The following is a 21,665-nucleotide window of genomic DNA, read 5'->3' on the forward strand; positions in this document are numbered from 1 at the left end:
CGGATCAGCCGTTGCGGAAGGTGTAGCTGTAGCCGTTGATTGCCGGCACGCCGCCAAGATGGGCGTAGAGCACCTTAGAGCCAGCCGGGAAGAAGCCCTTCTTCACCAGATCGATCATGCCCTGCATGGATTTTCCCTCATAGACGGGGTCGGTCATCATGCCTTCGAGACGGGCCGAGAGGCGGATCGCCTCGACGGTCTCCTGCGAGGGCACGCCATAGACCGGGTAGGCGTAGTCCTCGTTCAGAACGATATCTTCGTTGGTGATGTCCTTGCCGCCGACCAAGGCCGAGGTCTTCTGGGCGATATCGAGGACCTGGGCGCGCGTCTGGGCCGGTGTGAAGGAGGCGTCGATGCCGATGACGTTGCGCTGGCGGCCATCTTTGGCGAAGCCGACGACCATGCCGGCATGGGTCGAGCCGGTGACGGTGCAGACGATGATGTAGTCGAATTTGAAGCCGAGTTCGGCCTCCTGAGCCCGCACTTCCTCGGCAAAGCCGACATAGCCGAGACCGCCGAATTTATGGACCGAGGCGCCGGCGGGAATCGCATAGGGCTTGCCGCCCTTGGCCTTCACATCGGCGAGCGCCTTTTCCCAGCTTTCGCGGATACCGATGTCGAAGCCCTCGTCGACGAGCTGGACCTCGGCGCCCATGACGCGCGACATCAGGATATTGCCGACGCGATCATAGACGGCGTCCTCATGTGGGACCCAGCTTTCCTGGATCAGGCGGCACTTCATGCCGATCTTGGCCGCGGTCGCGGCGACCATGCGGGTGTGGTTCGACTGCACGCCACCGATCGAGACCAGCGTATCGGCGTTGCTGGCGATGGCGTCGGGCACGATATATTCGAGCTTGCGCAGCTTGTTGCCACCGAAGGCCAGGCCCGAATTGCAATCCTCGCGCTTGGCGAAGATCTCGACATGGCCGCCGAGATGGGCGGACAGGCGCGACAGTTTCTCGATCGGCGTGGGGCCGAAGGTCAGCGGATAGCGCTCGAATTTGCTCAGCATGGCAGGCTCGTCTCCCTCGAAAATGATCGGGGAAAAATATCGAATCTCAGCTGAGACGTCCTTCCAAAGTGAGTGCTTGTTTTTCCTGAAGCTTCCGCAATTATCGGATCGCTTCACCATCAGTTCCGAAAATCGGCATAAAAACGGACGTTTCTTCCATGGTTGAAAAACTCGACCGAACCGACCTCAAAATCCTGCGCCTGCTGCAGGCGGATGGGCGGCTCGGCAATGCCGAGATCGCCAAACGGGTCAACACCAGCCCCGCCACCTGCCATCGGCGGATCCAGCGCCTGTTCAGCGAGGGCTATATCTCCTCGGTGCGCGCGCAGGTCTCACCGCAACATGTCGAGATGGGCACGCTGGCCTTCGTTGGCGTCGTGCTGGATCGCTCCACGCCCGAAAGCTTCGGCGACTTCGAGGCCGCCATCCGGAACATGCCCACTGTCCTCGATTGCCACATCGTCGCCGGCGATTTCGACTATTTCCTCAAAATCCGCGTCAGGGACATGGCTGATTTCAACAAGCTGCACGCCGACAAGCTGATCGCGCTGCCAGGTGTGCGGCAGACACGGACCTTCTTCGTGATGAAGGAGGTCGTCGACAACGCCCCGCTGGCGTTCTGAATATTGACGCCGAGCAGCTGACTCTCAATCAGCGGGTCCAGCATCGTCATGCTCGCCCTTGTGGCGAGCATCCACGTCTTGAACACCGCGCTCGATCCATGAAGACGTGGATGGTCGGGACAAGCCCGACCATGACGGAACGCGCCACGCTGGAATGCAGGCGCGAGCTGAATGTTATACTTGGATCAGCCTCTGCACCTGATTGGCATCGAGTTCGGCCATCGCCCCCGACAGCACGACCTCGCCGCGCTCCATCACGAACATCGTGTCGGCGAGATCGCGGGCGAAGTCGAAATACTGCTCGACCAACACGATCGCCATGTCGCCCTTGGAGCGCAGATAATCGATCGCGCGGCCGATATCCTTGATGATCGAGGGCTGGATGCCCTCGGTCGGCTCGTCCAGCACCAGCAATTTGGGCCGGGTGACCAGCGCCCGCGCGATGGCGAGTTGCTGTTGCTGGCCACCCGAGAGGTCTCCGCCGCGCCGCCCCAACATCGACTTCAGCACGGGGAATAGGTCAAACAGTTCGCCGGGAATGTGCCGCTCCTTGCGGGGCAAGGGCGCATAGCCCGTCTCCAGATTTTCCTTCACGCTCAGCAGCGGGAACACCTCCCGCCCCTGCGGCACATAGGCGATGCCGGCGCGCGCGCGATCCTCGCTGCGCAGCTTCGAGATGTCCTCGCCGTCGAAGCTGATCTTGCCGCCCGAGATCGCCTGGTGGCCGACGATGGCGCGCATCAGCGAGGTCTTGCCGACGCCGTTGCGGCCCATAACGCAGGTGACCTTGCCGATCTCCGCCGTGACCGAGACGCGGCGTAGCGCCTGGGCTGCGCCGTAATGCAGATCGATGGCGTCGACGCTCAGCATTGGTCAGCTTTCTGCCGCATGATCCGATCGGAAAACCGGTTTCCACTTTTCCGGATCATGCTCATCGTCCCAGATACACTTCGACGACGCGCTCATTGGCGCTGACCTGGTCGAGCGGCCCCTCGGCCAGAACCGAGCCCTCATGCAGCACGGTCACCTTCACGCCGAGTTCGCGGATGAAGCCCATGTCGTGCTCGACCACGATGACCGAATGATCCCTGGCGATCTCCTTGAGGAGGACGGCCGTCTCGGCCGTCTCGCCATCGGTCATGCCGGCGGCGGGCTCATCGACCAGCAGGAGTTTTGGATCCTGCGCCAAGAGCATGCCGATCTCGAGCCACTGCTTCTGGCCGTGCGAGAGCGAGCCCGCGAGCCGGTCGCGCGCATCGCCAAGCTTGATGATGCCGAGGATGTCGTCGATGCGCTTGGCGTCCGCAGCCGCCGTCCTCCAGAACAGCGTCCTGGTCACCGTGCGCTTCGATTTCAGCGCCAGCAGGATGTTGTCCTCGATGGTATGGAAATCGAACACCGTCGGTTTCTGGAATTTGCGACCGATGCCGAGATTGGCGATCGCCGCCTCGTCGAGCTTGGTCAGGTCGACCGAGCCGCCGAACATCACCGTGCCGACATCGGGCTTTGTCTTGCCGGTGATGATGTCCATCATCGTGGTCTTGCCGGCGCCGTTGGGGCCGATGATGGCGCGCATCTCGCCGGGCTCGATGGTCAGCGAAAGGCCGCGAATGGCCTTGAAACCGTCGAAGGAGACGCTGACACCGTCGAGATAGAGCAGCGAGGAGGTGAGTGCGCCGGGAACGGGAGCGTTCATGTCGTCACTCCGCCGGGGCCGGTTCGGCCGCTGGCGACGGCTCCGGCGGCGCCTTGCGCCGGGTCCACCAATCCTGCGCCGTGCCCAGAATGCCCTTGGGCATGAAGATCGTCACGAAGACGAAGAGCGCACCCAGCGCGAACAGCCAGTACGGCGCCATGAAGCCAGAGGTGAAGACGGTCTTGGCGTAGTTGACGACGACTGCACCCAAGGCCGCGCCGACCAGCGTGCCGCGTCCACCGACGGCGACCCAGATCACGGTCTCGATCGAGTTCGCCGGCGCGAATTCGCTGGGATTGATGATGCCGACCTGCGGCACGTAGAGCGCGCCGGCGACGCCCGCCATGCAGGCCGAGACGGTGAAGACGAAGAGCTTGAAGCGGTCGACCCGGTAGCCGAGGAAGCGCGTGCGGGATTCAGCATCGCGGATGGCGATCACGACCTTGCCGAGTTTCGACGAGACAATGCCGCGCGCGATCAGGAAACCGGCGATCAGCATGATGCAGGTCATCGAGAACAGCGCCGCGCGCGTCGACTGCGCCTGGACGTTGAAGCCGACGATCTCCTTGAAGTCGGTCAGGCCGTTATTGCCGCCAAAGCCCATATCGTTGCGGAAAAAGGCGAGCAGCAGCGCATAGGTCAGCGCCTGGGTGATGATCGAGAGATAGACGCCGGTGACGCGGGAGCGGAAGGCGAACCAGCCGAAGACGAAGGCGAGCAGGCCCGGCACGGCCAGGACCATCAGCATCGCGAAGGGAAAGGAGGAGAAGCCGTACCAGTACCAGGGCAATTCGCTCCAGTTCAGGAAGACCATGAAATCGGGCAGGATCGGGTTGCCATAGGTTCCACGCGAGCCGATCTGGCGCATCAGATACATGCCCATGGCGTAGCCGCCGAGCGCGAAGAAGGCGCCGTGGCCGAGGCTCAGGATGCCGCAATAGCCCCAGACCAGATCGAGCGAGATCGCCAGCAGCGCGTAGCAGAGATATTTGCCCCAGAGCGACATGGTCGAGGTCGGCACATGCAGGAGCGAGCCCGGCGGCAGGAGCAGATTGGCGAGTGGCACGAGGATCGCCAGCGCCGCGAGCACGGCGAGGAAGACGAGGCCGCGCTTGTCCATGCCCTGGATGAGGAAGCGGGTGATCATGCTTCCACCGCCCTGCCCTTTAGCGCGAACAGGCCGCGCGGGCGCTTCTGGATGAACAGGATGATGAAGACGAGCAGCGCGATCTTGCCGAGCACCGCGCCGGCATAGGGCTCGAGCAGCTTGTTGGCGATGCCGAGCGTCATCGCGCCGACCAGCGTGCCCCAGAGATTGCCGACGCCGCCGAAGACCACGACCATGAAACTGTCGATGATGTAGCTCTGGCCGAGATTGGGGCTGACATTGTCGATCTGCGAGAGCGCGACGCCGGCCAAGCCCGCGACGCCCGAGCCCAGCCCGAAGGTCAAGGCATCGACTCGGCCGGTGCGGATGCCCATCGCCGAGGCCATGCGCCGGTTCTGGGTAACGGCGCGCATCTGCAGGCCGATCGGCGTCAGCTTCAGGATCGCCAGCAGCGCAGCGAAGACCAAGGCCGCGAAGACGATGATCCAGAGCCGGTTCCAGGTGATGGCAAGGCCGCCGAGATCGAAGGCGCCCGACATGAAGGCGGGAGCGCCGACCTCGCGATTGGTCGGGCCGAAGGCGGTGCGCACCGCCTGCTGCAGGATCAGGCTGATGCCCCAGGTCGCGAGCAGCGTCTCCAATGGCCGGCCATAGAGGAAGCGGATGACGCCGCGCTCGATCGCGATGCCGACGAGAGCGGCGACGAGGAAGGCCAGTGGCAGGGCGATCGCCAGCGAATAGTCGAACAGGCCGGGGAAGCGGGTGCGGATGACCTCCTGCACGATGAAAGTGGTGTAGGCGCCGAGCATCACCATCTCGCCATGGGCCATGTTGATCACGCCCATCACGCCGAAGGTGATGGCGAGCCCGATCGCCGCCAGCAACAGCACGGAGCCGAGCGAGAGCCCGTACCAGAGGTTCTGAGCGGTGCGCCATAGCGCCAGCTTGCCCTCGATATCGGTGATCGCTCGTGCCTGCGCGTCCTTCAATGCGGGCGTGGCGTCGCCGGGCAGCGAGCGCAGCGTCGCGAGCGCATCCTGGTCGCCGCGCTCGCGCAGCACGTCAACGGCGGCGAGGCGGTCGAAGGGCGGCGCGTCCGTCTTGGCGATCAGGATGGCGGCCTGGGCCTGACGCAAGGCAGCCTTGGCGCGGGTGTCGGTTTCCTTGCCGATCGCGGTCTCCAACACCGGCAGCACGCTGACATCGCGAGACTTGAACACGGCCTCGGCCGCGGCGATGCGCCTGCCGGCATCGGGATTGAGCAGGCCGAGCCCGCCGAGCGCAGCCTGGATATTGCGGCGGACGCCATTGTTGAGCCGCACGGCGCCGAGGCCCGGCGGTTCCGAGGCAAGCGGAGCGCCCGTCCTGGCGTCGAGTAGCTTGCCATCCGTGGTCTTGACGACGACCGCGCCGCCTCCGGCCAGGAGCCGGCCGTCAGCCAGCGCCTCGATGATGATCGCGGCCTGCGGATGGGCGTTCGCGATCAGGATCTCGATGGCGCGATTGGTGTCAGAAAAACTGTCGGCGCCGAGCCTGGTAAAAGCCTCGTCGGCAGCTTGGGGCGAACCCTGGGCCGACGCAGCGCCCGGCTGGAGCACAAGCAGCGTCGCTAGCGCGATCATGCGCAGAAGGCAGGACACAATTCGCATGGGCTCGTTTCGGTTTCGCGGCTCGGCAGCTTGCTTGGACGGTGACGGACGCCTCCGGCTCGAAAACCGCAGGCGTCTCGTCGAAATCCGAAGGACGGCCGGGCTTTTGCGCCCGTGCCGTCCCTCCCCCTCATGACCTCACGCGCCGCCGCACTTGCCGGTCTTGACGTTGAAGTTGCCGCACTTCTTCTCGACCCAGTCGCCGATCAGGTCCTTGGAGCCATCGAGTTCCTTCGACCAGGCATCGCCAGCGACGAGACCGGTCTTCGAGACCACGTCGAACTGGCCGTCGGCCTTGATCTCACCGATCAGCACAGGCTTGGTGATGTGGTGGTTGGGGAGCATCTTCGAGATGCCGCCGGTCAGGTTCGGCGCCTCGATGCCCGGCAGCGCGTCGATGACCTTGTCGGGATCGAAGCTCTTGGCCTTCTCGACCGCCTTGACCCACATGGCGAAGCCGATGACATGGGCTTCCATCGGATCGTTGGTGACGGCCTTGTCGTTCTTCTTGTAGGCCTTCCACTGCTTGATGAAGGCTTCGTTCTCCGGCGTCTTCACCGACTGGAAGTAGTTCCACGCAGCGAGATGGCCGAGCAGCGGCTTGGTGTCGATGCCGGCGAGCTCTTCCTCACCCACCGAGAAGGCCACGACCGGGATATCCGTCGCCTTGATGCCCTGGTTGCCGAGCTCCTTGTAGAACGGCACGTTGGCGTCGCCATTGATGGTCGAGACCACGGCGGTCTTCTTGCCGGCCGAGCCGAACTTCTTGATGTCGGACACGATCGTCTGCCAGTCGGAATGGCCGAACGGCGTGTAGTTGATCATGATGTCCTCGGCCTTGACGCCCTTGGACTTGAGATAGGCCTCGAGGATCTTGTTGGTCGTGCGCGGATAGACATAGTCGGTGCCGGCGAGCACCCAGCGCTGAACCTTCTCCTCCTTGGCGAGGTAGTCGACCGCGGGGATCGCCTGCTGGTTCGGCGCAGCGCCCGTGTAGAAGACGTTGCGTTCCGACTCCTCGCCCTCGTACTGGACGGGGTAGAACAGGATCGAATTCAGCTCCTTGAAGACCGGCAGCACTGATTTCCGCGACACCGAGGTCCAGCAGCCGAACACGGCCGAGACCTTGTCCTTGGCGATCAGCTCGCGCGCCTTCTCGGCGAAGAGCGGCCAGTTCGAGGCGGGGTCGACGACGACGGCCTCGAGCTTCTTGCCGAGCACGCCGCCCTTCTTGTTCTGCTCGTCGATGAGCATGAGCATGACGTCCTTCAACGTCGTCTCGGAAATCGCCATCGTGCCCGAGAGCGAATGCAGGATGCCGACCTTGATGGTCTCCTGCGCTGCGGCCGGCAGGAGCGTCCCCAGAAATGCGGCGCCTGCAAGTGCAGCGCCCAAAATAACGCGACGAGTATTGCTCACGGACATGTCCCCCGAACCAATCCTGTTGAATGCACCCTTGAGTGGGCGCCGACAGGCCTCCCCGGCCCGGAGGAGCGGGCTCGCAAGCGACATGCCAACGAGCCTTTCGCGACGGTTTAGTCCGCAAATCTCTGCCGTATGGGCAGCTTTTGCCGAATTTCCTGCGAGGCAGGCCGCCATGCACGCAAGGATGATGCGAGGCGGACGCATTTGCCTGTTTATTACGCAATCTTTCCGCCTATCTTTTCGGCAGGCGATCCGAAGAGCTTCATTTTGCCGGCTGTCGCGGCATTTCGCCTGACGAAGGAAGCGCTTTTTTTGACATTTACGCCGGCCCGAGAATCGCCCTAGCCTGTGCTTGTCGGTAACAACTGAAAGGAGGTGATCCAGTGTCTCATTGTCATCAACCGCTGGTGCAAAGCGGGTGGACCTGGACTCATTCCCAATGGGGTTCTTGTTCCGCGTGAGTTTTCGCGCCTTTGGGTCCGGCTCGCCGGACCGCGGTTCGACAATGGAAGGGCTGCCCGCAAGGGCGGCCCTTCTTTCATTTGGGATGCTTTCATTGGCGGATACGGCGATACCGGTTCTGGCGTCTACGCGGCGCTCATGGCAGACAGGAGCTGTGTTTTCTTCGCCCTCCCCCGATTTGACGAGCCGATATCGTGTCATCGCCCGTGCCTGAGCCGAGCCGTGAGGCGATCCTGGACTTCATCGAGACCGAGCGTGCCGCCGGCCGCGATGCCGGCCGCCGCGAGATCGCGCGTGCCTTCGGGCTGTCCGGCGCAGGCAAGATCTGGCTGAAGCGGCTATTGAAGGAGATCCAGGAGGATCAGGCTGTCGATGCTCCCGGGAATGGGACGCTGGTCGCGCATCCGCGTGGCGCCTTGCCTCCCGTCCTGCTGAGCGAGATCAAGTCCAAGGATCGCGACGGCGACCTCGTCGCGGCCCCGCTGGAATGGAACGAGGCCGACCAGGGCGTGGCGCCGCGCATTCTGATCGAGCGGGCACGCGAGTTCCGCGCCAAGCGCAACGCGGCTCCGGCAGCCGGTGTCGGCGATCAGGTCCTGCTCAAGCTGACCCGACTGAAGGGCGTCGACGGATTCGCCTATTCCGGCCGCGTGCTGAAGATCATGGGCAAGGGCAAGACCCAGGTGCTCGGCATCTTCCGCGCCCTGCCCGACGGCAGCGGCCGCTTGATCCCGATCGACAAGAAGGCGCAAGGCCGCGAGGCGCTGATCCCGAAGGGCCGCACGGCGGAGGCGCAGGATGGCGACCTCGTCTCCGTCTCGCTGCGCAACGAGACGCGCTTCGGGCCGTCCGAGGCGCATGTGCGCGAGCGGCTCGGCTCGATCAAATCGGAGCGCGCCGTCAGCCTGATCGCAATCCACGCCCATGGCATTCCCAACGTCTTCTCACCGGCGACCATCGCCGAGGCCGACGCTGTGCGCCCAGCGGGCACCGCCGGCCGCGAGGATTGGCGCGATCTGCCGCTGATTACGATCGACCCCGCCGACGCCAAGGACCATGACGACGCGGTCCACGCCGCACCCGACGCCGATCCCGACAATCCCGGCGGCTATGTCGTCACTGTCGCCATCGCCGATGTCGCGGCTTATGTCCGGCCAGGCTCCAGCCTCGACCGCGAGGCGCTGGAGCGCGGCAATTCGGTCTATTTCCCCGACCGGGTCGTGCCGATGCTGCCGGAGCGGATCTCGAACGATCTCTGCTCGCTGCGTGGCGGCGAAGACCGGCCGGCTCTCGCGGTACGGCTGGTGCTGAAATCGGACGGCTCCAAGAAGACCCATTCCTTCCACCGCATCCTGATGCGCTCGGCCGCCAAGCTGTCCTACCAGCAGGCGCAGGCCGCGATTGACGGCAAGCCGGACGAAACCACCAGCCCGATCCGCAACACCATCCTGATGCCGCTCTGGGCCGCCTATGGCATCGCCTCCCGCGCCCGCGACGCGCGCCAGCCGCTCGATCTCGATTTGCCGGAGCGCAAGCTGGTGCTGAAACCCGACGGCGCGGTCGACCGCGTCATCGTGCCCGAGCGGCTTGCGGCGCATAAGCTGATCGAGGAGTTCATGATCCTCGCCAATGTCGCGGCCGCCGAGACCCTGGAGAAGGCCGGCAGCCTCTTGATCTACCGCTGCCATGACGAGCCATCGCTGGAGAAGATGCGGGCGCTCGGCGAGGTGTTGGCCTCGATCGGCATCAAGCTGCCCAAGGAGGGTGTGCTGCGGCCGGTGCTGTTCAACCGCATCCTGGCCATGATCAAGGGGTCGGAGAACGAGCTCTTCCTCAACGAGGTCGTGCTGCGGACCCAGGCCCAGGCCGAATATGTCGCCGAGAATTACGGGCATTTCGGCTTGAACCTGCGCCGCTACGCCCATTTCACCTCGCCGATCCGGCGCTATGCCGACCTTATCGTCCACCGCGCTCTGATCACCGCCATGCGGGCCGGAGATGACGGCCTGCCGAAGGCGACGACGCTCGCCGAATTGCGCGAGGTCTCGACCCGGATCTCGGCGGCCGAGCGCCGCGCCATGGCAGCGGAGCGCGAGACCACGGACCGGTTGATCGCGCATTTCCTGGCCGACCAGATCGGCTCCAGCTTCGATGGGCGCATCGGCGGCGTGAATCGGGCGGGCCTGTTCGTGAAGCTGGACGGCACCGGCGCCGACGGCTTCGTCCCCGCCTCGACATTGGGCGCCGACTATTATCGCTACGACGAAGCCGCCCACGCCATGATCGGGGAACGCAGCGGCGAGAGCTGGCGCCTGGGCGACCGGGTGCATGTGCGCCTCGTCGAAGCCGCCCCGGTGGCAGGCGCTCTGCGCTTCGAATTGCTCTCCGAGGGCCGGCATGTGACACCGGGACGCTCTGGCAATCGCTCGGCACGCCCCCCTATATCAGGGCGCGCGAGGGCGAAGCCGTCCTTCGGCAAGGCGGGCGGCAAGAAGCCCGGCAAGAGGCGCTGATGTCTGTTCAAATCAATCACGCGGTGGGCCGGCCGGTCGAACGCGACTGGCGCAGCGCCATCGGGCGCGGCCTGATGGGGCGCTGCCCGCATTGCGGCGAAGGCAAGCTGTTCCGCGCCTTCCTCAAGCCTGTCGATACCTGCGAGGTGTGCGGCGAGGCGATGCATCATCAGCGCGCCGACGACCTGCCGCCCTATATCGTCATCACCATCGTCGGCCATATCGTCGTCGGCGGCCTGCTGATGGCCGAGAAATATGCCAACTGGCCGATGTGGCTGCATATGGCGATCTGGCCCGCCCTGACGGTCCTGCTCTGCCTCGTGATGATGCAGCCGGTGAAGGGCGGCGTGGTCGGCCTGCAATGGGCGATGCGCATGCATGGCTTCGACGGCGAGCCGCCACGGCCGGAGCGCCAGCCCGCAGCCACGTTGCTGCGCCCGTGAGCGACCATGTCGTAACGCTGACGCAGGCCGAACGCGCGCGCGTCACGGTCAATCTGCGCCCCAAGGATGCAGCGACGGTGCTGATCATCGACCGCTCGGCCAGGACGCCACGGGTTTTGATGGGCAAGCGCCATCCCGGCCATAAGTTCATGCCCGGGAAATTCGTCTTTCCCGGCGGCAGGATCGATCCGGAAGACCGCCGCATGACGGCAACCGGCGCGCTCGACCAGATCTGCGAAAACCGGCTGATGGCGCGTACGCAGCGCCCGAGCCCGATGAAGGCGCGGGCGCTGGCGCTGGCCGCCATTCGCGAGACCTTCGAGGAGACGGGGCTGCTCTTCGGCTCGAGCGAGCTCGGCACGCCCGAGCAGCCACCGGCCGGCAGCTGGGCGGGTTTCGCCAGCCACGGCATTTTCCCCGACCTCAGCGCCATTACATTCGTCGCCCGGGCCGTAACGCCGCCGCGCCGACCCAAGCGCTTCGACACTCGCTTCTTCACGATCGACTATGGTGCCCTCGCCGGGAAGGTCGAGGGAGTGACGGGCCCCGATTCGGAGTTGATCGAACTCGTCTGGGTGACGTTCGCGGACGCGCAGAAGCTCGATCTGCCGACGATCACGCAGGTGATTCTGAAGGAAGTCGACGCACGGCTCAGCGCGGGCTTTGCGCCTTATCTGCCGGTTCCCTATTATTGGGAGAAGAACGGCCGCTTCGTTCGCGAGGAATTATAGAGGCTGCAGCCACCATCGCGGCGCCATGCTGCGCCGCATGACGCAACACGGCGGAAACAGCCAGGCACGCGCCATTCTTTCTTGACTTCGCCGGCTCGTTGCGGCATTCCCCCACCCGACGGTTTGCCGGGTCCGCCCGGCCATTTTCTTTTTATAGGGCCTCACCAGCCCCTCAGGCTCGAGGATAATCCCATGGCCAAGGCCGTGACCATCAAGATCAAGCTGCTCTCGACGGCGGATACCGGTTTCTTCTATGTCACCAAGAAGAACTCCCGCACGATGACCGAGAAGATGTCCAAGAAGAAGTACGATCCCGTCGCGCGCAAGCACGTCGAGTTCAAGGAAACCAAGATCAAGTGATCCTGGTTACGCTTCAGGCATAACAACGCTCTCGAAAAACCGCCCGTATCCCGGGCGGTTTTTCATTTCGACCTGCCGCGACGCGTCCGTCAGTAGGACGGCTTGGGCACGAACAGGCAGAAGGGCCGCTGCGACGGCGCGATCACGGTCCCGGTCAGGGTGCCCCCGCTCCGGCAGATGTGAAAACGCCCGTCTTTCGAAACCCGCGTGGCGCTTTCCGGCACGAAATGACCGTCATGGGTCATGTAGCCGCCGGGAACGACGCGGGGATCGGGTTCGCGGGCATCCTGGTCCATTCCCATGGGCCAGCAATCGCGGTCGCTGCAGCAGTCATAGGGGTACCAACTATGCGCGTAGACAAGCCCTCCGCCCCACGGTGATGCCGTAAGGCAGAGCGCCAATGCGAGGGTACGCATGGGTCGCTCCATAGATTGAGGATGTCAGGCCAGCATCTTCGCAATCCGAACAAGCTGGATTGCGAATCGTCATCAGGGTATCACGCTGGAGCGCTACCGTTGATCGATTTGCTGCGCTGCAATTTCCGAAGCCGATAGCGGCCTGGCGGGCGGCCAAGTTTTGCATCCGCCTGCGACGAATATGTCACTTGGCGCCGGCAATAGCTGGCGTAGCATGGGCCTCTCGCCCGATCTTTGCAGGCCGAAGGACTTGTGGGCTCGCGCGGGCTGTCGAGACGGTGCCGGCGCCTGCCAGTTTGAACCTTATCCTCCTCCCCGATCGGACGTAGCCCTTGAGCAGCGGCGACAAGCATGTCGAGCCCCTCACGCCAGGTCACAGCCCGTGGCGTCGCTTCCTGAAGCTGCTCGTGGAAGTCGATTCGTCGCGTTTCGCGCTCAGCCGATTGAAGGCAGCGCTGATGCTGCTTGCCATCCTCGCGCTCTTCGCCGGGCTCGGCTACGCCCTGCCGGCGCTGGTCTCGCGCTATTTCTGAAGACCGCTCTCGGACATAGGAGGCACATGCCGTCGCCCGGATACCGGGACGGCTCCGTCTGCATCAGGTCTTGAGGGGGGTGGTCGGCCGGCGACGGTTCTGATGAGGCCAGAAATCCGTCACCGACCGGCCGAGCCCATCGGTTTCCCAGGAGATGCGGCGGATCCGGGAGCCCGAAGGGCGTTTCGAAGCAGCAACCGATAGCCGCTGCGTTGAACCGACCCTACAGGCAGGCCCTCCCGAATCAATCCAATTGGACCGATTCACCAATATTCATCGATGCTTAACCCTACCTGCTAACCATTCCAGAGCGCTGGAGCCGGTTTTCAGGCGGCATTGGCCACGATGACGCGGTTTCGCCCGGCATCCTTGGCGCGGTAGAGCGCATCATCGGCGCGCTTCATCATCTCCGCCGCCGAGGCATCGCCCGCGCGCCGGCTCGAGACCCCGATCGAGACCGTCACCGTGATGGAGCGGGTGTTGCGGTGGATGCTGAAGGGCTCGGCCTCGACCCGCTCGCGGATACGCTCTGCAACTGCGCAGGCCGCGTCCAGAGAGGTATCCGGCAGCACCACGACGACCTCCTCGCCGCCCATCCGGGCGACCAGATCGATGCCGCGCGTGCAGGCGCGCACCCGATCGGCGAATTCGCGCAGCACCTCGTCGCCGGCATCATGCCCCCAGGTGTCGTTGACGACCTTGAAGCGATCGACATCGAGGACGAGCATGGCGAGCGAGCGGGCCCTGAGCGCCGATTCATCGAACATCGTGCCCATGCGGCTGTCCATGAAGCGGCGGTTGTGCAGGCCGGTGAGCTGATCCATCACCGCCATTTCCATGGACGACTGGACGCTGTCGCGCAGCCGCTCGGTAAAGCGCTTGCGGCGCACCTGCGTGCGTACGCGCGCCAAGAGCTCGTTGCGGTCGACCGGACGGATCAGGAAGTCATGGGCCCCAATCTCGAGGCCGCGCAGGATGCGGGTGCGATCCTCGGCCTCGCCCAGCATCAGCACCGAGACGTTGCGGGTGCGCTCGAGCGAGCGCAGCTGGCTGCAGATCCGCAGGCCGTCATAGGCCTTGAGGTCGAGACTGACGAGGACGCTGTCGTAGTCGCCCTCGGCGGCCCGCACCAGGGCCTGATGCGGGTCGGTCTCGATCTCGACGATGTGAAAGGCTGAAAGCGCGCTCGACAGCCGCTCGGTCACGGTTGGCCGGTCCTCGATCACCAGGATGCGGCCGTTCAGACCGGTCTCGGAGGCTGCGGCAGCAAGCGGGTCGGCGATGCCGAGTCGGCGCGAGGCGAAAGCGCGGTTGCGCAACTCGTCCGTAACGGATTTCAAGCGCACAAGGCTGCGCACGCGGGCAAACAGCGCTGTGTCGTCCAGCGGCTTGGTCAGAAAATCGTCAGCCCCGGCATCCAGCCCCTTCAGGCGGTCGCCGGGCTGGTCAAGCGCCGTCACCATCACGACCGGGATATGGGCGGTGGTCGCGCCGTTCTTCAAACGCCGGCAGACCTCAAAGCCGTCCATGCCCGGCATCATCACGTCGAGCAGGACGATGTCCGCCTCGCCGCGTTCGCAGATCGCCAGCGCCTCGATTCCGTTCAGCGCGGTCACGACGTCGAAGTACTCCGCTGAAAGCTTCGCCTCCAGCAGCTTCACATTGGTGACGATGTCGTCGACGACGAGGACACGGGCTGACATGGTTTTGCTTTCGAAGCCTCAGGCTGGGCCAGCGTAGGCGCGGACCGTCTCCAAGAATTTTGCCACCGAGATCGGCTTGGAGAGGTAAGCCTCGCAGCCTCCCTCGCGGATACGTTCTTCGTCACCCTTCATCGCAAAAGCCGTCACCGCGATAACAGGGATAGATTTGAGGGCATCATCCTCCTTGATCCATTTGGTGACCTCGAGCCCCGAAACCTCGGGAAGCTGGATGTCCATCAAAATCAGATCGGGATGATGCGTGCGCGCGAGTTCGATCGCCTCGATGCCATCGGCAGTCTTCAGCGTCGCATAGCCATGCGCTTCAAGCAAATCATTGAAGAGCTTCATGTTGAGCTCATTGTCCTCGACGATCAAAACCGTCTTCATCATGCCGCCCTTCAAACGCGCCACTGACAGGCAATCTCGATCCTGCCATCACAAGTTGGCGGCCTCATTCAAAGATTACGTTAGCATGAGAGCCGTTGACGAAACGCAAACCTGAAGCTCGATTCGGAAGGCAGCTCCCGCCATGGCAAGATCCCTCTCCGTCGAGGACGCTGAAACTCTCGCGCTGCGCGCGCTGGGCTTCCTCGCTGCAGATCCGGCGCGTCTGGAGCCGTTTCTGGCGCAAACCGGCCTCGGCCCCTCGAATCTGCGGGCTGCGGCGCAAGAGCCCGGTTTCCTCGCCGCAGTGCTCGACCATCTCGCCGGCAGCGATTCGCTACTGTTAGAGTTTGCCGGAAATTTAAGCTTGAATCCGGAAATTATCGCGCAGGCGCGCGGTCGGCTCGCCGGGCCGCAAATGGACGAGGCGCCGTGACCGACAGGGCCGCCCAGCTCGCGCGGCGCGTGCTCTGCCGCGATTGCCTCATCGATCATGAGGAGGCAATCGCGGCGCTGCGCCGCTGCCCGGCTTGCGGCTCACCCCGGCTGCTGCGCCACCCCGAGCGCGATACCTTAAGCCTCGCCCATATCGACTGCGACGCCTTCTATGCAGCGATCGAGAAGCGCGACGATCCTACGCTACTCGACAAGCCGGTGATCATCGGCGGCGGCAAGCGCGGCGTGGTCTCGACGGCCTGCTATATCGCCCGGACCTATGGCGTGCGTTCGGCAATGCCGATGTTCAAGGCGCTGGAGGCCTGCCCCGAGGCGGTGGTCGTCAAGCCGAACATGGCGAAATATGTCGCGGCCGGGCGCGAGGTCCGGCGATTGATGCAGGAGCTGACGCCACTGGTCGAGCCGCTCTCGATCGACGAGGCCTTTCTCGACCTCGCCGGAACCGAGCGCCTGCATCACGCCAGCCCCGCCATCACGCTCGCGCGCTTCGCCAAGCGGATCGAAGGCGAGGTCGGGATCAGCATCTCCGTCGGCCTGTCCTATGCCAAGTTCCTGGCCAAGGTCGCCTCCGACATGGACAAGCCGCGCGGTTTCTCCGTGATCGGGCGGGCGGAGGCCGTCGCTTTTCTGGCGAGGAAGCCGGTCAGCCTCATTCCCGGCGTCGGCCAGGCAAGCGCGGCCAAGCTCGCCGAATCCGGCTTCCGCCTGATCGGTGATCTGCGCGAAGCGCCGATCGACAAGCTCTTCCGCCTGGCCGGCAAGGATGGGCCGCGGCTGAAGAAGCTCGCCAACGGCATCGACGAGCGCCAGGTCACGCCCGACCGCGAAACCAAGAGCGTTTCCAGCGAAACCACACTCGACACCGACCTGTCGCGTTTCGAGGATCTCGAGCCGGTGCTGTGGCGGCTCTGCGAGAAGACCTCGAAACGCCTCAAGGCCCAGGCTCTCGCCGGCCGGACCATCACGATGAAGCTGAAGACGGCGGATTTTCACGCGATTACACGCGCCAGCCGCCTGCCGGAACCAACACAATTGGCAGCCAGGCTGTTCGCCGCCGGACGTGACCTGCTCAGGCGCGAATGCAACGGCCAGCGCTACCGGCTGATCGGCATCGGCGCGAGTGACTTCAGCGCGCCCGAGGAAGCCGACCATGGCGACCTCGCCGATGTCGCGACGCCCAGGCTGAAGGCGATGGAAGGCGCGCTCGACGCGCTGCGCGCCCGCTTCGGCGATGCGTCGATCGGCAAGGGCCTCAGTCTGCGCGGGCCGCAGCGGGCCAGCGGCGCGAGCGCTACTTCGCGCAATCCTGCTTCGGAAGAAGATCCAGACGCGTGAGCGTGCCGCGCAGGGCGAAGCTGCCATAGTCGAGCTTGATCGCGCCGGTCACGCCATTCTCATAAAGCTCGAAGGAAATGGTGTAAGATGGCGTGGTCTCACCGGAATCGACCTTGAAATAAGAGATCGACACCGGCCAACGCGCCAACGTCTCGAACTCCGGCCGCTGCAGCGGCGCCTCGGAGGGCTTGGTCTCGATCCGCTTCCCGATGACCGAGAGCGTGTCATAGACCTCCTTGCCGCTATTGGCGCCGTCATAGAGGCGCACGTTCAGCGTGGTCTTGCCGGCGCGCGCGGCCTCGATCACCGCCTTCATCTGCGCGTTCGGGAACAGGGCGTCCGTCGTCTGGCGCACCGTCTCGGGCTTGGGCGCGTTGAGCTTGATCTCGTAGCCGCCACCGGATTTCTGAACCGAACCGTCGACGATCTCGGCCGGCGCGCCGCCAGCCGAGCTTTCGGTCTTGAAGCGGTAGCTCGCGCCGTCGCCTGCCTCGAAGCTCGTCGTGCGCGCATCGATGGTGCGCGGGCCGCCTTCGCTGCTGCTCACCTGCGTGACCTGGCGGAAGGAGAGCACGTAACCCTCGCAGGCATCGCCGGTGAAATCGAAGGCGATGCGGCCGCGCGCGGCCTCGATGCTGGTGGCGGGTTTGTCGTCGTCGAGCACGAGATCATAGACTGCACGATGGGGCGCCAGAACCACGCGCCCGACCGATTGGGGCTGGGCCGAGGCGCCGACGCTCGCCAGCACGGCGACCGTGCTCAGGATGCTCGCCAGGGTACTCGCAAGGCCAAATCCGTTCATGCTCATGACACTTGCCGCTCTGCTAGGTGATCGAATAGGTGCTCGAATGAATCTAGGTGCATTGCAGCAGTGGCGCAAACAAGGCGTAAAGCCGCCCTCGTGAACGCCGGTCCGAGCCGCCTTGCGAGCATATCGAGGCCGCTTGCGGCTTGCACGGCCATCGGCCATGAAGGTTTCATTCCATTAAGCCGGAGCACGCCCCATGAGCGCGATCGAAGCCAAGCTTGCCGAACTCGGCATCACCCTGCCCTCGCCGGCCGCCCCGGTCGCGAATTACGTGCCCTATGTCATCACTGGCAAGCTGCTGGTGATCTCCGGCCAGCTCTGCTTCGGGCTGGATGGCAAGCTCTCCGACAGCCACAAGGGCAAGCTAGGCGCCGAGATCTTCAACGAGGCCGGCATCGAGGCGGCGCGACTCTGCGCCATCAACGTGCTGGCGCAAGCCAAGGCCGCGCTCGGCGATCTCGACCGGATCACCCGCTGCGTGCGCCTCGGCGGCTTCATCAATGCGATGCCGCATTTCGCGGGCCTGCCAGCGATCATGAACGGCGCCTCGGATTTGATGGTCGAGGTGCTCGGCGACAAGGGCCGCCATGCCCGCTCGACCATCGGCGTCGCCGAGCTCCCGGCCGACGCCGCCGTCGAAGTCGAGGCGATGTTCGAGATCGCGTGATGGTGCGGCTTGCGACATCCGGACTCGGCTGGCTCGTCGCCCGGCCGATCGCGCATCGCGGCCTGCATGATGCGAAGGTCGGGCTGATCGAGAACAGCCTGTCCGCAGCCGAGGCCGCCATCGCTGGCGGCTTCGGCATCGAATGCGACGTCCAGCTCAGCGCTGACGGCGAGGCGATGGTGTTTCACGATTTCGTGCTCGACCGACTGACGGCCGAGACCGGGCTCGTCAACGCGCGGAGCGCGCAGGCTCTGGCCGAAATCGCCCTGACGGACAGCAGTGACCGCATTCCGACGCTGAACACCTTTCTCGATGCGGTCGCGGGACGTGTGCCGCTGGTGATCGAGGTCAAGAGCCGCTTCGACGGTGCTCTCGCTTTGGCGCAGCGCACGGCCGAGATCGTCAACCAGCGCTCCGGCCAGCCGATCGTGCTGAAATCCTTCGACCCCGTGATCGTCACGGCATTGCGCAAACTCGCACCCGGCATCCCGCGCGGAATCGTGGCGATGAGCGACTATTCCTATCCCGACTATGATCACCTCGACGCCACCCAGAAACATGCGCTGGCCAATCTGCTGCATTTCGGCGAGAGCCAGCCGGATTTTTTGTCCTGGAAGGTTGCTGATTTGCCGAGCGCGGCTCCCTATCTCTGTCGGGAGGCGTTGGGCCTGCCGGTGATGAGCTGGACGGTGCGCAACGCTCAGGATCGCGAGCGGGCCGCATTGCATGCCGACCAGATGGTCTTCGAGGGCTTCAAACCTTGAGTGTTGACGGACGCGACGACCTCAGGGTGCGCGTCGCGACGTCTTTGAAGACCGTGCCCGCCGCCGCATGGAACGCCTGCGCCAATCCGTTCGCGCTGCGCACCGCCATGGCCGCGACATCCCCGGCCCCGGCCTGCCAGGATCCCGCTTCCGCATCAGTGATCGACGAGGACAATCCCTTCGTCTCACATGCCTTTCTGCTTGCCCTGGAGGAGAGCGGTTGCGTCGGCAGCCGTTCCGGCTGGTCTCCGGCCTATCTGCTGGTCGAGGATGCGCAAGGCACGCTGCTGGCGGCGGCGCCAAGCTTCCTCAAGAGCCACAGCCAGGGCGAATATGTCTTCGACCATGCCTGGGCCGACGCCTATGAGCGCGCCGGCGGGCGCTACTACCCCAAGCTTCAGCTCGCAGCCCCCTTCACACCCGCGACCGGGCCGCGCCTGCTGGTCGCGGACGGCCTGCGCGCCGATGAGGCTCGCGCCGGGCTGATCGCCGGGCTGGAAGCATTGCGCGGGCAAGCGAACGCCTCCTCGGTCCATGTCACCTTCGCCCAGGAGCCCGACATCGCGGCGCTGCGCGAGGCCGGCTATCTGGAGCGGCACGATCTTCAGTTTCACTGGCGCAACGAAGGCTTTGAAACCTATGACGATTTCCTGGGAACGCTGGCCTCGCGCAAGCGCAAGGCGCTGAAGCGCGAGCGGCGCGAGGCACTCTCAGCCGACATCACGGTCGAGGTCCTGTCCGGTTCCGACCTGACCGAAGCCGTCTGGGACGACTTCCATTCCTTCTACGAGGATACCGGCTCGCGCAAATGGGGCCGGCCCTATCTCAACCGCGCCTTCTTCTCAGCGGTGGGGGCGGCGATGGGCGAGCGCATCGTGCTGATGATGGCCAGACGCGCTGGCCGCTATATCGCCGGCGCGATCAATTTCCGCGGCGCCAACATGCTTTATGGCCGCAACTGGGGCTGCATCGAGGATCACCCCTTCCTGCATTTCGAGCTCTGCTACCATCAGGCGATCGACTATGCGATCGCCCACAAGCTCAGCCGCGTCGAGGCTGGCGCGCAGGGCGAGCATAAGCTCGCACGCGGCTACCGGCCGGTGCTGACGCGCTCGCTGCATCATCTTGCCGATCCCGGGCTTCGCCGCGCCGTCGCCGCCTATCTCGTCAATGAGCGCCAGCATATTGCGCAGGCGCGGGAGGCGCTTGCAGCGGAAAGCCCCTTCAGGAAAGGCGGGGGCGCCGATGACTGAGGTTGCTTGCGCGGGTAGCGCCAGCCTCTTCTGCGACGATTCCGAACTCGGCTATCGCCGCAGCCTCACCGATTTCTCGGTGCCGTTAACGCTGGATGACAGCTATCGGCTCGCCCATCTGCCGCTCGTTGCGCCGAACCACCCGCGTGTCATCCCGTGGGTGGAGGGCAAGTTCTACGAGAGGGGGCGGCATCCACCGGTGTTCTCGCTTGTCCTGCCGGTTCCGGACGAGGCCTTGCGAGGGTCTGCCGCCTTTCTCGCTCTGGAGGCTGAGATCAAGGCCGCGCCCTTCGCTGCCAAGATCGCCTGGGATATCCTGCCGCGCCGCAAGGACAGGCTGCATGCGACGATCTGCGGCTCGCTCGGGGCCGCTGCGGAGCCGACCATCGCAGACGAGACGCGGCGAGCGCTCTGCGCGATCCCGCCTTTCGCTGTCGAACTGCGCGGCCTGTTCTCGGGCAACGTCAATCGTGGCCGGCTCTATCTCGCCGCCTATCCGGAAAAGCGCGACGGCATGAACATGCTGCAAGCCGTGCAGCAGGCCTTCGGACGCTCGCCCGGCGATCTCTGGCTGGTCGGCCTCTACAATCTGACGGACGATCTCGACGCCGGGGAGACCGCGGCGCTGGCGGATATCGTGATGCGCTGGCGGGACCGACCGCTGCTGCGTCTCAAGGCCACGGCGTTCGAAATCCTCGGCGCCTGCGACGATCTCGTGCTCGACAGCGTGGTCGAGGAGATTCTGCCGCTTGCGGCTGCGCACATCGCGACGGGTTGACGGCGCGGCGGGCGAGCCACAGGTTGCGCTCTCCCGCCTCCAGCCTGCCGGTCCCGTAATGAGCGCCTACGATCCCTCCAACGTCTTCGCCAAGATCCTGCGCGGCGAATTGCCTTCCCACACGGTCTACGAGGACGCCGACACCATCGCGATCATGGACATCATGCCGCGTGCCGACGGGCATGTCCTGGTCGTCCCCAAGACGGCCTGCCGCAATGTCTTCGATGCGCCACCCGAGGCGCTGACATCCGTCGCCCTCAGCGTCCAGACGCTGGCGCGGGCGGTCAAATCAGCCTTCAACGCCGATGGCGTCACGATCCAGCAGTTCAACGAGGCGGCTGGCGGGCAGGTCGTGTTCCACCTGCATGTTCATGTCATGCCGCGCTTCGATGGCGTCGCGCTCAGGCCCCATACCGGCGCCATGGAAAAGCCCGATGTGCTGGCCGCTCATGCCGAAAAAATCCGGGCCGCGCTAAAAAATCCCTGAGCGATGTCACAACCATCGGCGCTGTCTCGTCTTGCCTTCATCGAACCTCGATGGAG

General features: G+C 64.6%; 23 protein-coding genes. 13 read left to right on the plus strand and 10 right to left on the minus strand.

Annotated elements, in window-relative coordinates; genetic code table 11:
* Positions 1-4: 4 nt before the first annotated feature.
* Complete coding sequence (locus BMZ97_RS04740) at positions 5-1,015, minus strand: 1-aminocyclopropane-1-carboxylate deaminase (RefSeq protein ID WP_092165957.1); 1,011 nt, start codon at positions 1,013-1,015, stop codon at positions 5-7.
* 158 nt (positions 1,016-1,173) lie between these two features.
* Here BMZ97_RS04740 and BMZ97_RS04745 point away from each other — a divergent pair, with 158 nt between their 5' ends.
* Positions 1,174-1,638, plus strand: a complete 465-nt coding sequence (locus tag BMZ97_RS04745; protein WP_069691750.1) for an Lrp/AsnC family transcriptional regulator — start codon at positions 1,174-1,176, stop codon at positions 1,636-1,638.
* Between the two features lie 174 nt (positions 1,639-1,812).
* On the opposite strand, the gene urtE is transcribed toward BMZ97_RS04745, so the two are convergent.
* The 5 genes from urtE to urtA all read right to left on the minus strand — a co-directional run bounded on the left by urtE (position 1,813) and on the right by urtA (position 7,516).
* Entirely contained in the window at positions 1,813-2,508 is a 696-nt protein-coding gene (gene urtE, locus BMZ97_RS04750) for an urea ABC transporter ATP-binding subunit UrtE (protein WP_092165976.1), read from the minus strand.
* 61 nt (positions 2,509-2,569) lie between these two features.
* Positions 2,570-3,334: an urea ABC transporter ATP-binding protein UrtD gene (urtD, locus tag BMZ97_RS04755; RefSeq protein ID WP_092165978.1), complete on the minus strand. Its 765-nt coding sequence runs from the start codon at positions 3,332-3,334 to the stop codon at positions 2,570-2,572.
* Between the two features lie 4 nt (positions 3,335-3,338).
* Positions 3,339-4,481: an urea ABC transporter permease subunit UrtC gene (gene urtC, locus BMZ97_RS04760; RefSeq protein ID WP_092165980.1), complete on the minus strand. Its 1,143-nt coding sequence runs from the start codon at positions 4,479-4,481 to the stop codon at positions 3,339-3,341.
* Complete coding sequence (urtB, locus tag BMZ97_RS04765; protein WP_175525423.1) at positions 4,478-6,091, minus strand: urea ABC transporter permease subunit UrtB; 1,614 nt, start codon at positions 6,089-6,091, stop codon at positions 4,478-4,480. The genes urtC and urtB overlap by 4 nt, the downstream gene beginning before the upstream one ends.
* Before the next feature lie 138 nt (positions 6,092-6,229).
* Positions 6,230-7,516 (minus strand): urea ABC transporter substrate-binding protein, encoded by a 1,287-nt coding sequence (gene urtA, locus BMZ97_RS04770; RefSeq protein WP_092165982.1) that lies wholly within the window; start codon positions 7,514-7,516, stop codon positions 6,230-6,232.
* Between the two features lie 656 nt (positions 7,517-8,172).
* On the opposite strand from urtA, the gene rnr reads away from it, so the two are divergent.
* The 4 genes from rnr to rpmG all read left to right on the plus strand — a co-directional run bounded on the left by rnr (position 8,173) and on the right by rpmG (position 12,025).
* Positions 8,173-10,491: a ribonuclease R gene (gene rnr / locus BMZ97_RS04775; protein ID WP_244546229.1), complete on the plus strand. Its 2,319-nt coding sequence runs from the start codon at positions 8,173-8,175 to the stop codon at positions 10,489-10,491.
* A complete protein-coding gene (locus BMZ97_RS04780; RefSeq protein ID WP_092165986.1) occupies positions 10,491-10,934 on the plus strand; it encodes a DUF983 domain-containing protein in 444 nt (147 codons plus the stop codon). The genes rnr and BMZ97_RS04780 overlap by 1 nt, the downstream gene beginning before the upstream one ends.
* On the plus strand, positions 10,931-11,665 hold the full coding sequence (locus BMZ97_RS04785; RefSeq protein WP_244546230.1) for an NUDIX hydrolase: 735 nt from the start codon (positions 10,931-10,933) through the stop codon (positions 11,663-11,665). Before BMZ97_RS04780 ends, BMZ97_RS04785 begins: the two co-directional genes overlap by 4 nt.
* A gap of 192 nt (positions 11,666-11,857) precedes the next feature.
* Positions 11,858-12,025 (plus strand): 50S ribosomal protein L33, encoded by a 168-nt coding sequence (gene rpmG / locus BMZ97_RS04790; protein ID WP_038367996.1) that lies wholly within the window; start codon positions 11,858-11,860, stop codon positions 12,023-12,025.
* 89 nt (positions 12,026-12,114) lie between these two features.
* Here rpmG and BMZ97_RS31155 read toward each other — a convergent pair whose 3' ends face one another.
* Positions 12,115-12,321 carry a hypothetical protein gene (locus BMZ97_RS31155; RefSeq protein ID WP_175525424.1) on the minus strand — a complete coding sequence of 69 codons (207 nt, stop codon included), beginning with the start codon at positions 12,319-12,321 and terminating at the stop codon, positions 12,115-12,117.
* A 452-nt stretch (positions 12,322-12,773) separates the two neighbouring features.
* Between BMZ97_RS31155 and BMZ97_RS04800 the strand changes: the two genes are divergently transcribed.
* A complete protein-coding gene (locus BMZ97_RS04800) occupies positions 12,774-12,974 on the plus strand; it encodes a hypothetical protein (protein WP_092165988.1) in 201 nt (66 codons plus the stop codon).
* Between the two features lie 326 nt (positions 12,975-13,300).
* On the opposite strand, the gene BMZ97_RS04805 is transcribed toward BMZ97_RS04800, so the two are convergent.
* Together BMZ97_RS04805 and BMZ97_RS04810 are read right to left on the minus strand one after the other, a co-directional pair.
* On the minus strand, positions 13,301-14,677 hold the full coding sequence (locus tag BMZ97_RS04805) for a PleD family two-component system response regulator (protein ID WP_092165990.1): 1,377 nt from the start codon (positions 14,675-14,677) through the stop codon (positions 13,301-13,303).
* A gap of 18 nt (positions 14,678-14,695) precedes the next feature.
* On the minus strand, positions 14,696-15,067 hold the full coding sequence (locus tag BMZ97_RS04810; RefSeq protein ID WP_092166632.1) for a response regulator: 372 nt from the start codon (positions 15,065-15,067) through the stop codon (positions 14,696-14,698).
* A gap of 139 nt (positions 15,068-15,206) precedes the next feature.
* Here BMZ97_RS04810 and BMZ97_RS04815 point away from each other — a divergent pair, with 139 nt between their 5' ends.
* Together BMZ97_RS04815 and BMZ97_RS04820 are read left to right on the plus strand one after the other, a co-directional pair.
* The gene (locus BMZ97_RS04815; protein WP_092165992.1) at positions 15,207-15,497 is read left to right on the plus strand and encodes a DUF3572 domain-containing protein; all 291 of its coding nucleotides are present in this window, start codon (positions 15,207-15,209) and stop codon (positions 15,495-15,497) included.
* Between the two features lie 29 nt (positions 15,498-15,526).
* Positions 15,527-16,852: a DNA polymerase IV gene (locus tag BMZ97_RS04820; protein ID WP_092166634.1), complete on the plus strand. Its 1,326-nt coding sequence runs from the start codon at positions 15,527-15,529 to the stop codon at positions 16,850-16,852.
* On the opposite strand, the gene BMZ97_RS04825 is transcribed toward BMZ97_RS04820, so the two are convergent.
* A complete protein-coding gene (locus BMZ97_RS04825) occupies positions 16,809-17,660 on the minus strand; it encodes a cell envelope integrity EipB family protein (RefSeq protein ID WP_175525425.1) in 852 nt (283 codons plus the stop codon). The genes BMZ97_RS04820 and BMZ97_RS04825 overlap by 44 nt on opposite strands.
* Before the next feature lie 196 nt (positions 17,661-17,856).
* Here BMZ97_RS04825 and BMZ97_RS04830 point away from each other — a divergent pair, with 196 nt between their 5' ends.
* From BMZ97_RS04830 to BMZ97_RS04850, 5 genes are read left to right on the plus strand one after another with little or no spacing between them, the layout of a single operon-like run.
* Complete coding sequence (locus BMZ97_RS04830; RefSeq protein WP_092165996.1) at positions 17,857-18,327, plus strand: RidA family protein; 471 nt, start codon at positions 17,857-17,859, stop codon at positions 18,325-18,327.
* Entirely contained in the window at positions 18,327-19,091 is a 765-nt protein-coding gene (locus tag BMZ97_RS04835) for a glycerophosphodiester phosphodiesterase family protein (RefSeq protein WP_092165998.1), read from the plus strand. Before BMZ97_RS04830 ends, BMZ97_RS04835 begins: the two co-directional genes overlap by 1 nt.
* A complete protein-coding gene (locus tag BMZ97_RS04840; RefSeq protein ID WP_092166000.1) occupies positions 19,088-20,344 on the plus strand; it encodes a GNAT family N-acetyltransferase in 1,257 nt (418 codons plus the stop codon). Before BMZ97_RS04835 ends, BMZ97_RS04840 begins: the two co-directional genes overlap by 4 nt.
* Positions 20,337-21,122: a hypothetical protein gene (locus BMZ97_RS04845; RefSeq protein ID WP_092166002.1), complete on the plus strand. Its 786-nt coding sequence runs from the start codon at positions 20,337-20,339 to the stop codon at positions 21,120-21,122. Before BMZ97_RS04840 ends, BMZ97_RS04845 begins: the two co-directional genes overlap by 8 nt.
* A 58-nt stretch (positions 21,123-21,180) precedes the next feature.
* Entirely contained in the window at positions 21,181-21,609 is a 429-nt protein-coding gene (locus BMZ97_RS04850) for an HIT family protein (protein ID WP_092166004.1), read from the plus strand.
* The last annotated feature ends 56 nt before the right edge of the window (positions 21,610-21,665 follow it).

The organism is Allobosea sp. OK403, from assembly GCF_900113835.1.
Lineage (GTDB): Bacteria > Pseudomonadota > Alphaproteobacteria > Rhizobiales > Beijerinckiaceae > Allobosea.